The organism is Microbacterium resistens (assembly GCF_031456305.1).
Lineage (GTDB): Bacteria > Actinomycetota > Actinomycetes > Actinomycetales > Microbacteriaceae > Microbacterium > Microbacterium resistens_A.
This window is the reverse complement of sequence record NZ_JAVDUM010000002.1, coordinates 230296-245824: the sequence shown is the minus strand read 5'-3', so window position 1 is coordinate 245824 and position 15529 is coordinate 230296. Positions and strand designations below refer to the sequence as shown.

Annotated in this window: 19 protein-coding genes and 2 tRNA genes; 9 read left to right on the top strand and 12 right to left on the bottom strand. The window is 68.7% G+C overall.

From position 1 onward, the window contains the following. Position 1: 1 nt before the first annotated feature. The 6 genes from J2Y69_RS03245 to J2Y69_RS03220 form a co-directional block, all read right to left on the bottom strand. Positions 2-517 (bottom strand): acyl-CoA thioesterase, encoded by a 516-nt coding sequence (locus J2Y69_RS03245; protein ID WP_310017484.1) that lies wholly within the window; start codon positions 515-517, stop codon positions 2-4. Beyond that, a complete protein-coding gene (ettA, locus tag J2Y69_RS03240; protein WP_310017482.1) occupies positions 510-2189 on the bottom strand; it encodes an energy-dependent translational throttle protein EttA in 1680 nt (559 codons plus the stop codon). Before ettA ends, J2Y69_RS03245 begins: the two co-directional genes overlap by 8 nt. A gap of 138 nt (positions 2190-2327) precedes the next feature. Next, positions 2328-2825, bottom strand: coding sequence for a DUF6993 domain-containing protein (locus J2Y69_RS03235; RefSeq protein ID WP_310017480.1), 498 nt, complete (start codon positions 2823-2825; stop codon positions 2328-2330). Between the two features lie 82 nt (positions 2826-2907). Continuing rightward, complete coding sequence (locus tag J2Y69_RS03230) at positions 2908-3459, bottom strand: single-stranded DNA-binding protein (protein ID WP_310017478.1); 552 nt, start codon at positions 3457-3459, stop codon at positions 2908-2910. 172 nt (positions 3460-3631) lie between these two features. Continuing rightward, positions 3632-4156: a peptide-methionine (S)-S-oxide reductase MsrA gene (msrA, locus tag J2Y69_RS03225; protein WP_310017477.1), complete on the bottom strand. Its 525-nt coding sequence runs from the start codon at positions 4154-4156 to the stop codon at positions 3632-3634. 59 nt (positions 4157-4215) lie between these two features. Next, positions 4216-4842: a LysE family translocator gene (locus tag J2Y69_RS03220; RefSeq protein WP_310017475.1), complete on the bottom strand. Its 627-nt coding sequence runs from the start codon at positions 4840-4842 to the stop codon at positions 4216-4218. A gap of 95 nt (positions 4843-4937) precedes the next feature. Here J2Y69_RS03220 and J2Y69_RS03215 point away from each other — a divergent pair, with 95 nt between their 5' ends. Continuing rightward, positions 4938-5216 (top strand): hypothetical protein, encoded by a 279-nt coding sequence (locus J2Y69_RS03215; protein ID WP_310017473.1) that lies wholly within the window; start codon positions 4938-4940, stop codon positions 5214-5216. Between the two features lie 11 nt (positions 5217-5227). Here J2Y69_RS03215 and J2Y69_RS03210 read toward each other — a convergent pair whose 3' ends face one another. Next, positions 5228-5812 (bottom strand): TetR/AcrR family transcriptional regulator, encoded by a 585-nt coding sequence (locus tag J2Y69_RS03210; RefSeq protein ID WP_310017471.1) that lies wholly within the window; start codon positions 5810-5812, stop codon positions 5228-5230. A 227-nt stretch (positions 5813-6039) separates the two neighbouring features. Here J2Y69_RS03210 and J2Y69_RS03205 point away from each other — a divergent pair, with 227 nt between their 5' ends. Continuing rightward, positions 6040-6936 (top strand): SDR family oxidoreductase, encoded by an 897-nt coding sequence (locus tag J2Y69_RS03205; protein ID WP_310017469.1) that lies wholly within the window; start codon positions 6040-6042, stop codon positions 6934-6936. A 56-nt stretch (positions 6937-6992) separates the two neighbouring features. On the opposite strand, the gene J2Y69_RS03200 is transcribed toward J2Y69_RS03205, so the two are convergent. Then, positions 6993-7066, bottom strand: a tRNA-Arg gene (locus J2Y69_RS03200). Between the two features lie 58 nt (positions 7067-7124). On the opposite strand from J2Y69_RS03200, the gene orn reads away from it, so the two are divergent. Next, the gene (gene orn, locus J2Y69_RS03195; protein WP_310017467.1) at positions 7125-7751 is read left to right on the top strand and encodes an oligoribonuclease; all 627 of its coding nucleotides are present in this window, start codon (positions 7125-7127) and stop codon (positions 7749-7751) included. Positions 7752-7787: 36 nt separating this feature from the next. Next, a tRNA-His gene (locus J2Y69_RS03190) sits at positions 7788-7860 on the top strand. A gap of 57 nt (positions 7861-7917) precedes the next feature. Here the strand turns inward: J2Y69_RS03190 and J2Y69_RS03185 are convergent. Next, positions 7918-9345: an MFS transporter gene (locus J2Y69_RS03185; RefSeq protein ID WP_310017465.1), complete on the bottom strand. Its 1428-nt coding sequence runs from the start codon at positions 9343-9345 to the stop codon at positions 7918-7920. Between the two features lie 36 nt (positions 9346-9381). Between J2Y69_RS03185 and J2Y69_RS03180 the strand changes: the two genes are divergently transcribed. The 3 genes from J2Y69_RS03180 (at position 9382) to J2Y69_RS03170 (ending at position 11420) form a co-directional block, all read left to right on the top strand. Continuing rightward, positions 9382-9876 (top strand): RrF2 family transcriptional regulator, encoded by a 495-nt coding sequence (locus tag J2Y69_RS03180; RefSeq protein WP_310017463.1) that lies wholly within the window; start codon positions 9382-9384, stop codon positions 9874-9876. 109 nt (positions 9877-9985) lie between these two features. Then, complete coding sequence (locus tag J2Y69_RS03175) at positions 9986-10633, top strand: LysE family translocator (RefSeq protein ID WP_310017462.1); 648 nt, start codon at positions 9986-9988, stop codon at positions 10631-10633. A 52-nt stretch (positions 10634-10685) separates the two neighbouring features. Then, positions 10686-11420, top strand: a complete 735-nt coding sequence (locus J2Y69_RS03170; RefSeq protein ID WP_310017460.1) for a hypothetical protein — start codon at positions 10686-10688, stop codon at positions 11418-11420. Between the two features lie 19 nt (positions 11421-11439). On the opposite strand, the gene J2Y69_RS03165 is transcribed toward J2Y69_RS03170, so the two are convergent. Beyond that, positions 11440-12189: an SDR family oxidoreductase gene (locus J2Y69_RS03165; RefSeq protein ID WP_310017458.1), complete on the bottom strand. Its 750-nt coding sequence runs from the start codon at positions 12187-12189 to the stop codon at positions 11440-11442. 80 nt (positions 12190-12269) lie between these two features. Between J2Y69_RS03165 and J2Y69_RS03160 the strand changes: the two genes are divergently transcribed. After that, the gene (locus J2Y69_RS03160; RefSeq protein ID WP_310017456.1) at positions 12270-12863 is read left to right on the top strand and encodes a TetR/AcrR family transcriptional regulator; all 594 of its coding nucleotides are present in this window, start codon (positions 12270-12272) and stop codon (positions 12861-12863) included. 101 nt (positions 12864-12964) lie between these two features. Next, positions 12965-13816, top strand: coding sequence for a PhzF family phenazine biosynthesis protein (locus J2Y69_RS03155; RefSeq protein ID WP_310017454.1), 852 nt, complete (start codon positions 12965-12967; stop codon positions 13814-13816). Positions 13817-13874: 58 nt separating this feature from the next. On the opposite strand, the gene gnd is transcribed toward J2Y69_RS03155, so the two are convergent. Together gnd and J2Y69_RS03145 are read right to left on the bottom strand one after the other, a co-directional pair. Further along, complete coding sequence (gene gnd, locus J2Y69_RS03150; RefSeq protein WP_310017452.1) at positions 13875-14924, bottom strand: phosphogluconate dehydrogenase (NAD(+)-dependent, decarboxylating); 1050 nt, start codon at positions 14922-14924, stop codon at positions 13875-13877. A 14-nt stretch (positions 14925-14938) separates the two neighbouring features. Further along, on the bottom strand, positions 14939-15529 hold the full coding sequence (locus J2Y69_RS03145) for a gluconokinase (RefSeq protein ID WP_310017450.1): 591 nt from the start codon (positions 15527-15529) through the stop codon (positions 14939-14941).

Here is a 15529-nt window from a genome sequence, read left to right as displayed (position 1 = left end):
GTCAGCGCCGAACGTACGCGATCGGCTCGCCGGTGTAGGGCGTCCACGCGTCTCGCATCTCGGCGGTGATCCGGGTCGGCCGCCCCGTGCCGGCGTCGACGAGCACGATGACCGCGGTCGAGCGCGCATACAGGACCCGCTCCTCGAACGCCGGGTCGTTGTAGACCTCGTAGCAGACCTCGACGCTGGAGCCGCCGAGCTTGCCGAACCACATCTGCACCTCGAGCGGATGGCGCTGGTAGGGCACCGGCGCCAGGTACTCGATCTCCTGTCGGGCGATCAGGGTGAGGACGCCTTGATCGATGCCGGAGTCGAGCACCGCCGTCGTGGGGCCGTGCTCGCCCTCGCCCGGCCGCCAGAACGCGCGGACTCGCGCCTCCTCCAGCAGCTTCAGCATCGAGGTGTTGTTGACGTGGTTGAAGGCGTCCAGATCCCCCCAGCGCAGGTGGATCGGGATGTGCAGCCGCCCTCCCGCGGCCTCGCCCGCGGGGAGGGTCGGTCCGTCGTGCTCAGTCACGCGTGAGCCTGCGGTGCGTGGAGCGGTGAGGGTTCGCCGCGTCGGCGCCGAGACGCTCGATCTTGTTCGCCTCATAGGACTCGAAGTTGCCCTCGAACCAGTACCACTGGTCCGGCTTCTCGTCGGTGCCCTCGTACGCGAGGATGTGCGTCGCGATCCGGTCCAGGAACCACCGGTCGTGTGTGATGACCACAGCACAGCCGGGGAACTCCAGCAGGGCGTTCTCGAGCGAGCCGAGGGTCTCGACGTCGAGGTCGTTGGTCGGCTCGTCGAGCAGCAGCAGGTTGCCGCCCTCCTTCAGCGTCAGCGCGAGGTTCAGCCGGTTGCGCTCACCGCCGGACAGCACGCCCGCCTTCTTCTGCTGGTCCGGGCCCTTGAAGCCGAACTTCGAGACGTAGGCGCGGGACGGGATCTCGGTCTTGCCCACCATCATGATGTCCAGGCCGTCCGAGACGACCTCCCACAGCGTCTTGTCCGGGTCGATGCTGGCACGCGACTGGTCGACATAGCTGATCTTGACCGTCTCGCCGATCTTCAGGTCGCCGCCGTCCAGGGGCTCAAGGCCGACGATCGTCTTGAACAGCGTGGTCTTCCCGACGCCGTTCGGCCCGATCACGCCGACGATGCCGTTCGGCGGCAGGCTGAAGCTCAGACCTTCGATGAGCGAGCGCCCGTCGAAGCCCTTCTGCAGCTTCTTCGCCTCGATCACGACGCTGCCGAGGCGCGGGCCCGCGGGGATCTGGATCTCCTCGAAGTCGAGCTTCCTCGTCCGCTCCGCCTCGGCCGCCATCTCCTCGTACCGTGCCAGACGCGCCTTCGACTTGGTCTGCCGGCCCTTCGCGCTGGAACGGACCCACTCGAGCTCGTCCTTGAGGCGCTTGGCGAGCTTGGCGTCCTTCTTGCCCTGGACGTCCAGGCGCTCGGCCTTCTTCTCCAGGTACGTCGAGTAGTTGCCCTCGTAGCCGATCAGGCGACCGCGATCGACCTCCGCGATCCACTCCGCCATGTTGTCGAGGAAGTACCGGTCGTGGGTGATCGCGATCACCGCGCCCTTGTAGGCCTGCAGGTGCTTCTCCAGCCACAGCACGCTCTCGGCGTCGAGGTGGTTGGTGGGCTCGTCCAGGAGCAGCAGGTCCGGCTTCTGCAGCAGCAGCTTCGCGAGCGCCACGCGGCGCTTCTCACCACCGGAGAGATTCTGCACGCTGGCGTCCCCCGGAGGCGTGCGCAGCGCGTCCATGGCCTGATCGAGCTGGGAGTCGAGGTCCCAGCCGTCGGCGGCGTCGATCTCCTCCTGCAGCACGCCCATCTCTGCCAGCAGCGAGTCGAAATCCGCATCCGGATCGGCCATCAGCGCCGAGATCTCGTTGAAGCGGTCGACCTTCGCCTTGATCGCGACGCCCTCCTGGATGTTCTCCAGGACTGTCTTGTCCTCGTCGAGCTCCGGCTCCTGCATCAGGATGCCGACGGTGAAGCCCGGGCTGAGCTTGGCCTCGCCGTTGGACGGCGTGTCCAGGCCCGCCATGATCTTCAGGATCGTCGACTTGCCCGCGCCGTTCGGGCCGACCATGCCGATCTTCGCACCGGGGAGGAAGGCCATGGTGACGTCGTCGAGGATGAGCTTCTCGCCCACCGCCTTGCGGGCTCGGACCATGGAGTAGATGTATTCGGCCACGGAAGAGGCTCCTTCGTATCGACGGTCGTGATTTTCTGAACGGCGGCGCATCCACGAGGAGGCCGGTGATGCGGGCCACCGCCCGATGCCGCGACGGACGCGGTGCCGGGCACGACTCTCCAGCCTACCGGCGGATCGCTATCCGTCGAGCGGCATGGTGCCGCCGATGAGGCAACGGCCCTCCGCGAGCTGCGGCATGACCGTGGCGACCGGTTCGCCGGTCGATGGACCGACCTGCCCGATGAGGCACTTGTCCGTGCCCCACCGCACCGAGAACTGCATGCTCTCGGCGGGGTTGTCCACGGTCGAGACGTCGTAGGTCGCCTGCATGTCCGCCCGGGCGAACCCGGCCGTCGTGAGGGCGTCGACGTAGGCGAGGCTCGACGTGCGCTGCTCCGTCGCCCAGACCTGGGCGACCACCGCGCTGAAGAAGGGGAGGTTGTCCTCGGCCGTGCCCTCCGGCTTCAGGGCCGGCGCCTCGACCACTTCGCCCGCGGTCGGCGTCGGCGTGGGCGTCTTGGTCCCGCCCCCTCCTGGCGTGCACCCCGCGAGGAGCAGCATCGCCGCCGCGAAGGCCATGCCAGCCGTGAGACGCACGGGGCGGCCGGGAGCCGAGGGACGGTTCGAGCGCAGCACACCCCGAGTCTATGCGGCGGACCGCCCCGACACACCAGCTCGCGCGGCCCCGCACGCGTGGCCCCTGATCGCCGACGCGGCCTCAGAACGGCGTCTCCCCCAGCGTGAGCGGAGCCCACGCGCTCGCATCGTTCCTCGCTTCATGGTCGCGTCGGACGTCCTCAGGGCTGGGCACCGCCTGATCGACCTCCGCGCGCCGCCCGTCCCGATCGGGCTCTCCTCCCGCCCCGCCCACGGGATCGGTCCTCTCCGTCCGAGCGTCCTCGGCACGGACCGGTCGTTGCGCCCTGGTGAACCGGCTCGTCCCCCAGCGCAGGTCCGGACCGAGGGACTCGGCGTCGATCTCCGCGCTCATGCCGCGGCGCCCGTTCGACTCCCATTCCCTGAGCCGCAGCCGCCCGGTGACGATCACACTGTCCCCTTTCCCGAGAGACGTGCGTGCGTTCTCGGCCAGCCGCCGATAGGCCGAGACCGTGTACCAGTTGGTCCCGGCGTCCACCCAGTCCCCCGTCTTCGCATCGAACCGGCGGTTGTTGGTCGCGAGCCGGAACGTGAGCACCTCGACGCCGGAGTGCGTCTGCGTGCTCTCCGGGGTCGAGGCGATGTTCCCCACGAGGGTGATGATGTCGGTCATGCCGGTCTCCTCTGCGTCCTCCGGGCCATGGCATCGGCCCGGAGAACCCAGCGTGCACCGATGCTCAGCGCAACGGTGGGCCGTCGTCCGCAACGGTGGACAAGAGGGCCCGAAACCCTTCTGTGGAGGAACGGCGCGACGGAGGAACGGCGCGACGGAGGAGCGCGGCGGATCAGACCTGGAGGTACTCGGCGAACCGTGCGCGCACCTTGTTCACCTTCGGCAAAGCGACCGCCAGGCAGTATCCCTGCGTCGGGTTCTTCGCGAAGAAGTCCTGGTGGTACTCCTCAGCGCGGTAGAACGTCCCGAGCGGCTCGATCGTCGTCACCGGCTCGCCGTCCCAGATGCCCGCCGCCCGCTCCTTCGCCGCCTCGAAGATCGCGCGCTGCCGCTCATCGGCGGGGAACATCGCACTGCGGTACTGCGTGCCCACATCGTTGCCCTGACGGTTCAGCTGCCGCGGGTCGTGCATCGTGAAGAAGGCGTCCAGGATCACGTCCGCTGGGATCTCGGCGGGATCGAAGGTCACCGCGACCGCCTCGGCGTGCCCTGTCGTGCCGGTGCAGACCAGCTCATAGCTCGGGTTCGGGACCGTACCGCCGATATAGCCCGAGACGACGTCCGAGACGCCCTTCAGCGGACGGTATGCGGCGTCCAGGCACCAGAAGCAGCCACCGGCGAGCACGAAGGTCTCCATGAAATTTCCTCTCTTGGTGTGCGTGGTCCCACGCTACGCCCGGGTGGGGCGAGGCGATGTCAGTGGACGACCAGCAGCAGCGCCGCGACGGCCACGAACAGCACACCGAACACCGTGTTCAACACACGGCGCCCCCGTTCCGTTCCCGTGACCCGACGGAACGGCCCGGCGGCCGCTGCGAAGAAGAACCACATCACGGCGACGTCGACGAGGACCACCGTTCCGATGAGGATCAGATACTGCGGGAGCGGCTCGTGGTCGAGCCGGATGAACTGCGGCACGAAGGCGAGGAAGAAGACGATCGCCTTCGGATTCAGCAGGTTCACCCAGAATCCGCGCCGGAACATCGGCCATGCGCCCTCGCGTCGGCGCTCGAGGGAGTCATCCGTCCCGTCCGGATCCGGGCGCGCGAGGATCAGCCGCACCCCGAGGAAGACGAGGTAGGCGGCGCCGAGATAGCGGATGACCTCGAACAGGACAGGCACCCGGGAGACGAGCAGGCCCACCCCCGCCGCGACGATCGCGACGTGCACGATCAGCGCGAGCTGCTGGCCGAGGATCCCCCAGAGCGAGCGACGCCAGCCCTCTTTGAGCGCGTTGGTCATGGTGTTGATCGCCCCGGCGCCCGGCGTCAGGCTGATCACCGCGCAGGCGGCCAGCAGGGAGAGCCAGATCGTCCACGTCACCAACACAGTGTAGGGATCTCCAGGAGCACGCGAGTTCCCGCTCCGAACTGCGATGTCGGTGGTCGTCCGTATGTTCGAACCCGAGAGGAGAACTCATGAGCACCGACATCGACCGCCGCCCCCTCGAAGGGCTTCCCGCGATCCGCTGGGCGACACCACGCCTGGAGAAATCACGGGAGACGCTGGTTCCCGCCGGCGAGCGCCTCTGGCGGGTCATCGACGAGCGCGGGAGCATCCGTGGCCACCTGCGCGCCGTCCCCGATCCGCTCGGCGTCCGCTACCGAGCCGAGCGTCTCCACCTCGCGACGGGCGGGTTCCTGCTCGTCGGCGACTTCTGGCGACCGGACGATGCGGTGGCCGCACTGCGATCCTGACGGACCCGCCCTCAGGAGCGGGCGAGCGAGGGGGCCGCGACCCGGATGAACTCTTCCGCCTGCTCGCGCGGATCGAGGACCGCTTCTCGCCCGCTGAGGATCCAGAAGAAGATCGGCCCGACCAGGAGCGCTGTGGCCCTCGGCATCGGGATCGCGAGGGCATCACCCGGGAGCGCACGGGCGATGACGACTGCCGCGCTCTCCCCGATCGGGTCAGTGCCGCTCAGCAGGTCTCCGACGGACCTGTCGTGCTGGGCCTCCCCGACGAGGGCGCGGTACGCGGCCCCCGCATCCGAGGTCGTGAGGAAGACGATCAATGCGCCGAGGTACGCGCTGAGATCGTCGACCGGATCCGTGTGAGCCGGCACGTCCAGTTCCTGGCGGGCATCGATCGCACTGGCCTCCAGCAGGATCTCCGCCTTGGTAGACCACCAGCGGTAGACCGTCTGGCGCGAGACACCGGCGCGCTCCGCGATCGCCTTGAGCGTGACGGCGCCGTATCCCCGCTCGACGACGAGGTCGTCGACGGCGTGCAGGACCGCCGCACGGGCCTCCGCGCTGCGTGGGCGACCGATCCTGCTCTGCTCGCTCATCATCGGGACTCCCTCCGGCACAGCTGACGTCTCTCCACGATCGTAGATTACGAGACGCGATGTACATAAACGATCGCCCCGACGCCGCCACGCGCTCTCTACGCCCACCCAGGTGCTCCGCTCGCGTTTCTGGACACTATGTACCGTTATCTGTTACCGTTTCGGAACACCATGACTCGTATGTCGGCCGAGCCGACTCTGTGCCCTTCGGGGCGGAAGGAGGTCGCGCGATGCGCGTCTTCGTGACAGGTTCCACCGGGTGGATCGGATCGGCCACCGTCGATGAGCTGCTCCGATCCGGCCACGAGGTGCTCGGACTCGCCCGCTCCGAGGCCTCAGCCGCCGCGCTCAATGCCAAGGGGGCGGAGGCGCTGCGCGGCGACCTCGACGCTCCCGACTCGTTGCGGGCGGGCGCGGAGGCCGCTGACGCGGTCGTGCACCTCGCCAACAAGCACGACTGGGCGGACCCCGACGGCAACGATCGCGTCGAGCGCGCAGCCGTCGAGGCGATGCTCGACGCGCTGGAGGGCTCGACGAAGCCCTTCATGATCGCCAATGGACTCTCCGGCATCCGCGACGGCGGCCTCATCCTCGAGACCGACCCGTCCCCCGCCGTCGGCCCCACCTCAGATCGCGGCGGCTCGGAGAACCTCGCCCTCGACGCGGTGCCCCGCGGCATCCGCGCGATCGCCATGCGGTTCGCCCCGAGCGTGCACGGACGGAACGACTGGGGCTTCGTGAACTGGCTCACCGCCGCCGCGCGCAGGCAGGGCGTCTCCGGATACATCGGTGACGGCAGCGATGCCTGGTCGGCCGTGCATGTCACGGACGCCGCCCGACTCATTCGACTCGGACTGGAGGGAGCCCCGGCCGGCACTCGCCTGCACGCCGTCGCCGAGCAGGCCGTCCCCACGAAGATGATCGCGGAGGCCCTCGGCGAGGTGCTCAGCCTCCCCGTGCGCTCCATCGATCCGGCGGACGCCGTGGGGCACTTCGGCATCGTCGGGCATTTCTTCGCCCAGACGATGATCGCCTCCAGCGCCCTCAGCCGTCAGCTGCTCGCGTGGGAGCCGACCGGACCAGGCCTCATCGAGGACATCCGGTCCGGCGCCTACACCGCCGGGTGACCCTCGGTCGGCCCGGACGGATCGGGCCGGCCGAACGGCCATGTCCTCGGCGGCGGTGCCCCCGGCAGGATTCGAACCTGCGACCGGCGGATTAGAAGGCCGCTGCTCTATCCAGCTGAGCTACGAGGGCGCGTCAGCAAGGGTATCGCGATCGGCGTCCTGTCGCGGGCGATCGATAGGATGACGATATGGTTTCCGCCTCTGAGAACGACCGGCTCGTCTGGATCGACTGCGAGATGACCGGGCTCGACCTCGAGGTCGACGAACTGGTCGAGATCGCCGTCGTCATCACCGACTTCGAGCTCCGGCCGGTCGATCCCGGGTTCCAGGTTGTGATCGCGGCGAGCGAGGCGGCCATGGCGAACATGGGCGACTTCGTCACCGCCATGCACCAGGCCTCCGGCCTCCTGGACGAGATCCCCTCGGGGATCCCGCTCGCCGAGGCTCAGGAACGCACGCTCGAGTACATCCGCCGCTTCGTCCCCGTCGAGCGCAAGGCGCCGCTGGCCGGGAACACGATCGGCACGGATCGGATGTTCCTCGCCAAGTACATGCCGGAGGTCGACCACTACCTCCACTACCGCAACGTGGACGTGTCCAGCATCAAGGAGCTGTCCCGCCGCTGGTTCCCGCGTGTCTTCTTCCAAGCCCCTTCCAAGGACGGCGGGCATCGCGCGCTCGCCGACATCCTGGAGTCGATCCGCGAGCTGCAGTACTACCGCCGCGCCGTCTTCGTCGACGAGCCCGGTCCCAGCAGCGAGGATGCGAAAGCGCTCTCGGAGACCGTCGTGTCGGAGTTCGACGCCAACATGTAATAGACTTTCCTGGTTGCCTGCTCCGGCCGGCACATGGTGGGTATAGCTCAGTTGGTAGAGCGCTGGCTTGTGGTGCCGGATGTCGCGGGTTCGAGTCCCGTTACTCACCCTGATGTGGTGAGGCTCACGCTTCGGCCAGAGGATGACTCTGGCCAGGGCGGGAGCCTCACCACTTTTTCGTTGCCTTCAGGTCCCGCTCACGACCGACCGATTGCCGACTTCGCCGCCCCGCGATGAGCGCGACTGCGGCCAGGAGGACGAGATCGATGATCAGTGTCCACGCCATCGCCTGCTGATCCCCGGCACCGGCGGCGAGTGAGAAGTAGAGGGCGCCGAGAATCGCGACGCCTGCCGAAGCGGCGAACTGCTGGGCGGCGGTGACGATGCCCGAAGCCACCCCCGCTCGCTGAGGCGGGATGTCCGAGAGCGCATAGCCGATGAGGGTCGGCAGGACGAGGCCGTTGCCGAATCCGGTGAGACAGACGGCGGCCACCAGCAACGGGACCGTCGGGAGCGCCTCCGAGAACAGTCCGGCCATCGCGACGAGCAGGCCGACGCCGGTGACGAGCACGCCGGTGCGGATGGCGCGTTCCCGGTTCCTGGCGACCCAGCCGCGCATGAGCAGAGAGCTGGTGACGAAGGTGATGCCGGAGGGCACGAAGACGAGGCCGGCCTGCAACGGGGCGAGATGTTCGCCGCGTTGGAGGACGAGCGTGAGACGGAACATGAAGCTGGCGAAGAACAGCATGAACGCCACGGATGCCAGCGATCCGCGTGCGAGCGAGGGCAGGGTGAGCAGACGCGTGTCGATGATCGGCTCCTCCCCGCGGGCGGCACGCCTGTTCTCCGCGCGCAGCACCAGCCACAACAGCCCTGCCCCCGCCACCGCGAACGCCCAGAGCCACCACGGCCAGCCCTGCTCACGGCCGAGGACGAAGGGAGCCAGGATCAGCGCAAGGCCCAGACCGAGACCGAACGCCGCGGGAGCGTCCAGGCGGGACCCGTTCGAGCGGCGGGTCTGCAGCACGAGGATGAGAGCGGCGACCACGGTGATCGCGGCGATCGGGACGTTGATGAGGAAGATCGCCCGCCAGCCCAGGCCCAGGAGATCGACATCGATGAACCATCCGCCGAGGATCTGCCCGGCGATCGAGCCGGTCCCGGTCGCGGCGCCGTACCAGCCCATCGCCCACCCGCGCCGCTGGCCGGGCAGAGCGGTGTTGATGATGGCGAGGACCTGCGGGATCATCACCGCAGCGGCGAACCCCTGCAGCACCCGGGCGATCACGAGCCAGAGCGCAGTCGGCGCCAGACCGCACAGAGCCGACGTGACGGCGAACAGGATCAGCCCGAGGACGTAGATGCGGCGATGCCCATAGTGGTCGCCGAGCCTGCCGCCGATGATGAGACCGCTGGCGTAGGCGAAGGCGTACCCGCCGACCACGAGCTCGAGCTCCACCTCGGACGCGTGCAGGGACTCCCCGATCGCGGGGACGGCGACGTTGACGACGAAGAAGTCAAACTGCCCCATAAACGCGGCCACCAGCATCACGGCCAGCAGCCCGCCTCCACGTCTCGACAACGTAGATGTCATGTATCCACAATATCCCCGTCAGATAGGATCACGGGCATGCAGGTATCCCAAGGGGTCGAATGGGCGCTCCACATCTGCGGACTGCTCGCCCGCGCACCCGCAGGCAAGGCACTCCCCCGGCGCACGATCGCGGAGTTCTACGCCCTCCCCGAGGCATACCTGGCAAAGGCCCTGCAGCGCCTCGTCGCCGCCGGCGTCCTCCGCTCCTCGGGCGGACCACGCGGCGGTTACCGTCTCGCCCGACCCGCCGAGCAGATCAGCGCCCTGTCGGTCTATGAGGCGATCGAGGGATCGGCTCCGGCGTTCACCTGCACCGACATACGCCGCCAGGGTACCGGCGCAGCAGCTCCGGACGAGTGCCGCCACAAGTGCGCCGTGCACGCGCTCATGGACGATGCGGAAGCCGCCTGGCGCGCCCGCCTCGCCAGGACGAGCATCGCCGAGCTCATCACATTCCTCCCGGCGACCCTCGCAGCCCGCCAGGCGGCGATCCTCGGCTGGCCGGCCGTCGACCGGGCCCCGAGGCCGTAGGCATCCAGACACGAAGTCCCGATGCCCGACCGTCGGTCGCCGCGGGCGGCCCGTCGTGAAGAAGCCGTCCACCCGGTGCGGATCGCCCGAGAGGCTCTATGCTCACCTCATGTTCAGTGCGGAGACCCTGGCGAGCTTCATCGTGGCCGCCTTCATCATGGTCGTGATCCCCGGCCCCGCCGTGCTGTTCACGATCGGCCGGGCGATCGCCCTCGGGCGGCTCGGCGGCTTCCTCAGCATCCTGGGCACCGCGATCGGCTCGCTGCTGCTCGTGGCGGCCGTCGCGCTGGGCGTGGGCACGATCATCGCGCAGTCCGTCATTCTCTTCACCGTGGTCAAGGTGCTCGGGGCGGGGTACCTCGTCTTCCTCGGCATTCAGGCGATCAGACACCGCAAGGACGCGGCCCGTGCCATCACCGGCGCACAACCGCGAAGGTCCGGACCGCGCATGCTCCTCGAGGGATTCGTCGTCGGCGTGAGCAACCCGAAGTCGATCGCGTTCTTCCTCGCGATCCTGCCCCAGTTCGTCGACCTGCACTCCGGGACCGTGCCGCTGCAGCTCTTCGTGCTCGGTGCGATCACGGTGGCCATCGGAACGGTCTGTGATGCGATCTGGGTGCTGCTCGCCAGCGCTGCTCGCGACTGGTTCGGCAGGTCGCCCCGCCGCCTCGCGGGAATGGGAGCCGCCGGTGGAGGGCTCATGGTCGTGCTCGGCGCCTTCCTGCTCATGGGGAACGAGAAGCCCGTCAGCACATGACTCCTTCGGCGACCCAGCCCGGGAGAGCGGCGACGCGCCTACCCTCGTGATCATGGACGACGTGACGGCGAGATTTCGTGACAGGCAGATCGCGCTGCTCAACGACTCCGGGTGGATCGCGAACCCCGTGATTCGCGGACTCCTCGCCGAAGCGGGCCTGCCCTCGCCGGTCGAGCACCTCGCCGCCGCGACCGATGACCAGTGGTGGGGACGAGCGGAAGCGGCGGTGTCCGCTCTGGAACAGCACCTCGCAGGCTTCCGCTTCGCTCCGGACGTCGAGTACGGACTGCTTCTGGTCCCTTCCCCGACGCACCTCGACACCAGAGGTCGCATGCCGATCGAGGTACGGCAGAGCCAGAACCCCGACTTGGGAGAGGACTTCGTCGACGACGCCCTCGGCGCAGGAGCCGATGTGTCCCAGCCGGGTACGTCGTGGTCGGCGTTCGCATCGATCACCGGCCGATACGGGATATCGGCGGGAAGCTACGACGACATCACCGCGGAGGCGAGCCGACTCGTCATCGACGGCATCGACACCCGCACGGCGATGACGCGCCAGCTCTGGGGCGCCCGTCTTCTGCAAGCCGCCAACCGGGGCGTGGTCCCGGACAGCGACATCAACGACACCTGGACCTTCACCCTCTTCCCCGGTGAACCGCTCAATGCAGGACAGGCAGCCTCCGGCACCGTCTTGAAGGGAAGGGTCCGATTCCGACTCGGCAAGACCGATCGCGGCATCGGCAGCGCCAGGGTCGCGCCCGCCATCCCCCTGAATCCGCTCCCTTGAGGCCACCCCTCCGAGACGGTCAGAGCATCGATCCTCCCGTGGCATCGATCCACTGGCCAGTGACCCACCGCGCATCCGCCGAGACGAGGAAAGCCACGATGTCGGCGATGTCCTCGGGCATGGCCACTCTGCCGAGGGGCGACAGCGCGGCGACGGTCGCCCTGCCCTCGGGAGTCGCCAGACGCGCGGCGTTCATGTCCGTGTCCGTCGCACCGGGGCCGACGGCGTTGACCGTGATGCCGCGCGGTCCCAGGTGCTTGGCGAGAGTGGCGGTGAAGGCGTCGAGGGCCGCCTTCGACATGGCATAGGCGATGAGCTCCGACGTGCGCGCACCGTGGGTGAGCCGGGTGGAGAGGTTCACGATCCGACCTCCGTCCCGCATCCGGGAGAGCCCGCGCTGCACAATGAAGAAGGGCGCCCTGGTGTTGACGGCGAATGTGGTGTCGTAGTTCTCCTCGTCCGTGTCCTCGAATCGCCGACGGTCCGCGATGCCCGCGTTGTTGACGAGGATGTCGAGATGGTCCGTATGGCGGTCGACGGCGGCCCAGAGCTCGTCGGCATCGCCGGGCACGCCCAGGACGGCGGGGACGAGGAACGCCGCTCCCCCGGCGGATCGGATGTCGGAGACGACCCTCTCCGCCGCGTCCGTGCGCGTCCCGTAGTGCACGCCGACCCGAGCGCCGTCCGCGGCGAGCCGCAGCGCTATCGCCCGGCCGATCCCGCGGGATGCTCCGGTCACAAGTGCGGTCCTGCCTGCCAGTCGATCCATGATCGATGCCTCCTTTTTGTATCAATCGCTAGAGAAATCGGAGCCTATCAGTTCTGTAGCGATCGATATAAAATCAGGGCATGCACTCCTCTCCCCCGCGCGGCCGCCCCCGCGGCTTCGACCGCGAGGCCGCCCTCACCGACGCGGTTCGGCTGTTCTGGCGCAAGGGCTACGAGGCCGTCTCGGTGCGGGATCTGAGCGCGGCGCTGGGAATCGGCCTTCCCAGCCTGTACAGCGCCTTCGGCGACAAACAGCGCCTGTTCACCGAGTCGGTGGCGTTCTATCAGCGGGAGTACGGAGGGTTCATTGAGGCGGCTCTGGCGGAGGAGCGCACAGCAGCCGACGCGATCCGCAGGATCCTGTCCGAGGCTCCCGCACGGTACACACGCCGGAGCCTCCCACCAGGATGTCTCGTGGTCCACAGCGCCGTGAGCTCGGACGCCCCCGAGATTCGAGCGATGCTGAATCGGCTCCGAGCGCAGAAGATCGAGCTCATCTGCGCCAAGATGGCGGACGACATGGCCGCGGGACGGTTGCCTCCGACGACGGACTCCGTCGCGATCGCGTCATTCGTGATGACGGTGGTGGAAGGACTGGCGGAACGCGCACGCGACGGCTCGGACCAGCATGAGCTCGCACGGATCGCGGACATCGCCGCGGTCGCCTGCCCCTGAGCCGCAGCCTCGCAGCGGCGCGTAGAGTCGCATTGAGCCTGATCGGACTCCTGAGACCCGAGACCGATCTCCACGGCGTCGAGCAGAAGGGTGGAGAGTCGATGGCAATGCGGTACTGGTTGGTGGACGTCTTCGCGGAGCGTCCTCTTGCGGGCAACGGCCTGACCGTGTTCCCCGATGCATCGGGGATGTCGACCGAGCTCATGCAGTCGCTGACCAGGGAGTTGCGTCAGTTCGAGACCGCTTTCCTCCAGCCGTCCGCAGACCCGGCCCGGTTCGACCTCCGGGTGTTCACCATGGAGGAGGAGCTGCCGTTCGCGGGTCACCCAGTCCTCGGAGCTGCCGCGCTGCTCCACCACCTCCGCGCCGGCGAGACCCCGGCGCGTTGGCGACTCCGATTGCCCGCCAAGGAAGTGGTCGTCGACACCTCTCGGCTCGGCGATGCGATCCAGGCCCGGATGGATCAGGGCGCGCCCTCGTTCATCGGTGAGCTCGCACCGGAGGACACGCGATGGTTCGCCGACCGGTTCTCCGCGGAACGGGACGAGCGATACCCCGCCCAGGTGATCAGCACCGGACTGCCGTACCTGATCCTGCCCGTCACCGCGGCGGGACTCGCCGCTGCCCGACAGCGCCAGTCCCTCGAACCCCGCCTCTCGGCGATCGGCGCGTCCTTCGTCTATCTGCTGGATGTCGATGCACGGGAGGGCCGCACCTGGGATCCCGACGGGGTCGTCGAGGACATCGCCACGGGCAGCGCTGCGGGCCCCGTCGCCGCGTACCTTCATCGCACGCGTCACACGCCCGTCGACGAGACCGTGACCGTCCACCAGGGACGATTCGCGGGGAGGCCGAGTCGCATGTCCACGCGGGTCTCGGCCGACGGCCGTATCGAGGTCGGCGGCGATGTGCAGATCATCGCCGCCGCAGATCTGCTCGCCGAGCTGCCATAAAGACGCCTCTCCCGCCGGCGGCCGGCCCGATGTCGACGAGGCGTCAGAGCACCGGCTCCTAGTCCGCTTTTCGCGCGCCGGCCTCCAGAACGTCTCCCACCGGACGCTCGACGTGCCCGCCGAACTGCTGGCGCATCGCGGAGAGCACCTGGTTGGCGAAGCGGTCCTCATCGCGCGATGCGAAGCGCTCGAACAGCGACGCGGCGAGCACGGGAACGGGGACGCCGATGTCGACGGCGGCCTTGACGGTCCAGCGCCCCTCGCCGGAGTCGGAGACCCGCCCGGCGAGGCCGTCCAGCGCGGGGTTCGCATGCAGGGCGGCGGCGGTGAGGTCGAGCAGCCAGGACGAGATGACCGAGCCGCGCCTCCACAGCTCCGAGACCTTCGCCGTGTCGATGTCGAACTGGTAGAACTCGGCCTCCTCCAGCGGGGCGACCTCGGCGGAGTGCTCGGCCTCGCGGATCCCGGCATCCGCGTTCTCCAGGATGTTGAGCCCTTCGGCGAACGCGGCCATGACGCCGTACTCGATGCCGTTGTGCACCATCTTCACGAAGTGTCCCGCACCGGACGGCCCGCAGTGCAGGTAGCCGCGCTCCTCCGGCGCCAGCTCGCCGTCCCGGCCCGGCGTCCGGGCGACGTCCCCCTCGCCCGGAGCGATGGCCTGCAGGATCGGCTCGATCGCAGCGACGGCCTCGTCCGGCCCTCCCACCATGAGGCAGTATCCGCGCTCGAGTCCGAACACGCCCCCGCTGGTGCCGATGTCCACGTAGTGGATGCCACGGTCTTTGAGCGATGCGGCACGGCGGACGTCATCGCGATAGTTCGAGTTGCCGCCGTCGATGAGGATGTCACCGGGGGCGAGGAGGCCGGCGAGCTCCTCGACGACGCCACCGGTGAGACCGGCGGGGATCATCAGCCAGATCGCGCGGGGCGAGCTCATCGTGCTGACGAGCTCCGCGAGGCTCCCCGCGCCCGTTGCGCCGTCCTCGACGAGTGCCTCCACCGAAGCGGGGTTGACGTCGTAGACCACGCAGTCATGGCCCGCGCGCATGATGCGCCGCGCGATGTTCGCGCCCATCCGGCCGAGGCCGACCATTCCGATTTCCATGAGTGCCCTTCGTGTCAGTCGGCCAACAGGCCGTCTTCGGTGTATTCGGGTGCCGGCATCGCCGCCAGGCGGAGGCGGCGCATGATCTCCTTGACCTCGTCCTTGGGCCGCTGGCCGAGCTGGACGACGACACCATTCTCCTCGGGACCGAGGGGCTCGAGCGTGGAGAACTGCGAACCGAGCAGGCTCTGCGGCATGAAGTGGTCGAGCCGGTTGCTCAGCCGTGTCGCGATCGCCTCGCGCGTGCCGTCGAGGTGTACGAACGCGACCCCGGGCCCGCTGAGCCGGTCGCGGTAGACGCGCCGCAGCGCCGAGCAGGTGATGATGCCGGGCGTCCCCGATGCGGTGTGCAGCTGGATCCAGGCCGCGATCCGATCGAGCCACGGCCACCGGTCCTCATCGGTGAGCGGCTCTCCGGCAGCCATCTTCGCGACGTTGGCCGCCGGGTGGAGGTCGTCGCCCTCCTCGAGATCCCAGCCCAGGCGTCCGGCGAGCATGCCCGCGACAGTGGACTTGCCGGAGCCCGACACCCCCATCACGACAAGCACGACCGGCGGGTCGGCCTCTGTCGCACCGGCGGCCGTCGCAGGAGATGTCGGGGTCAC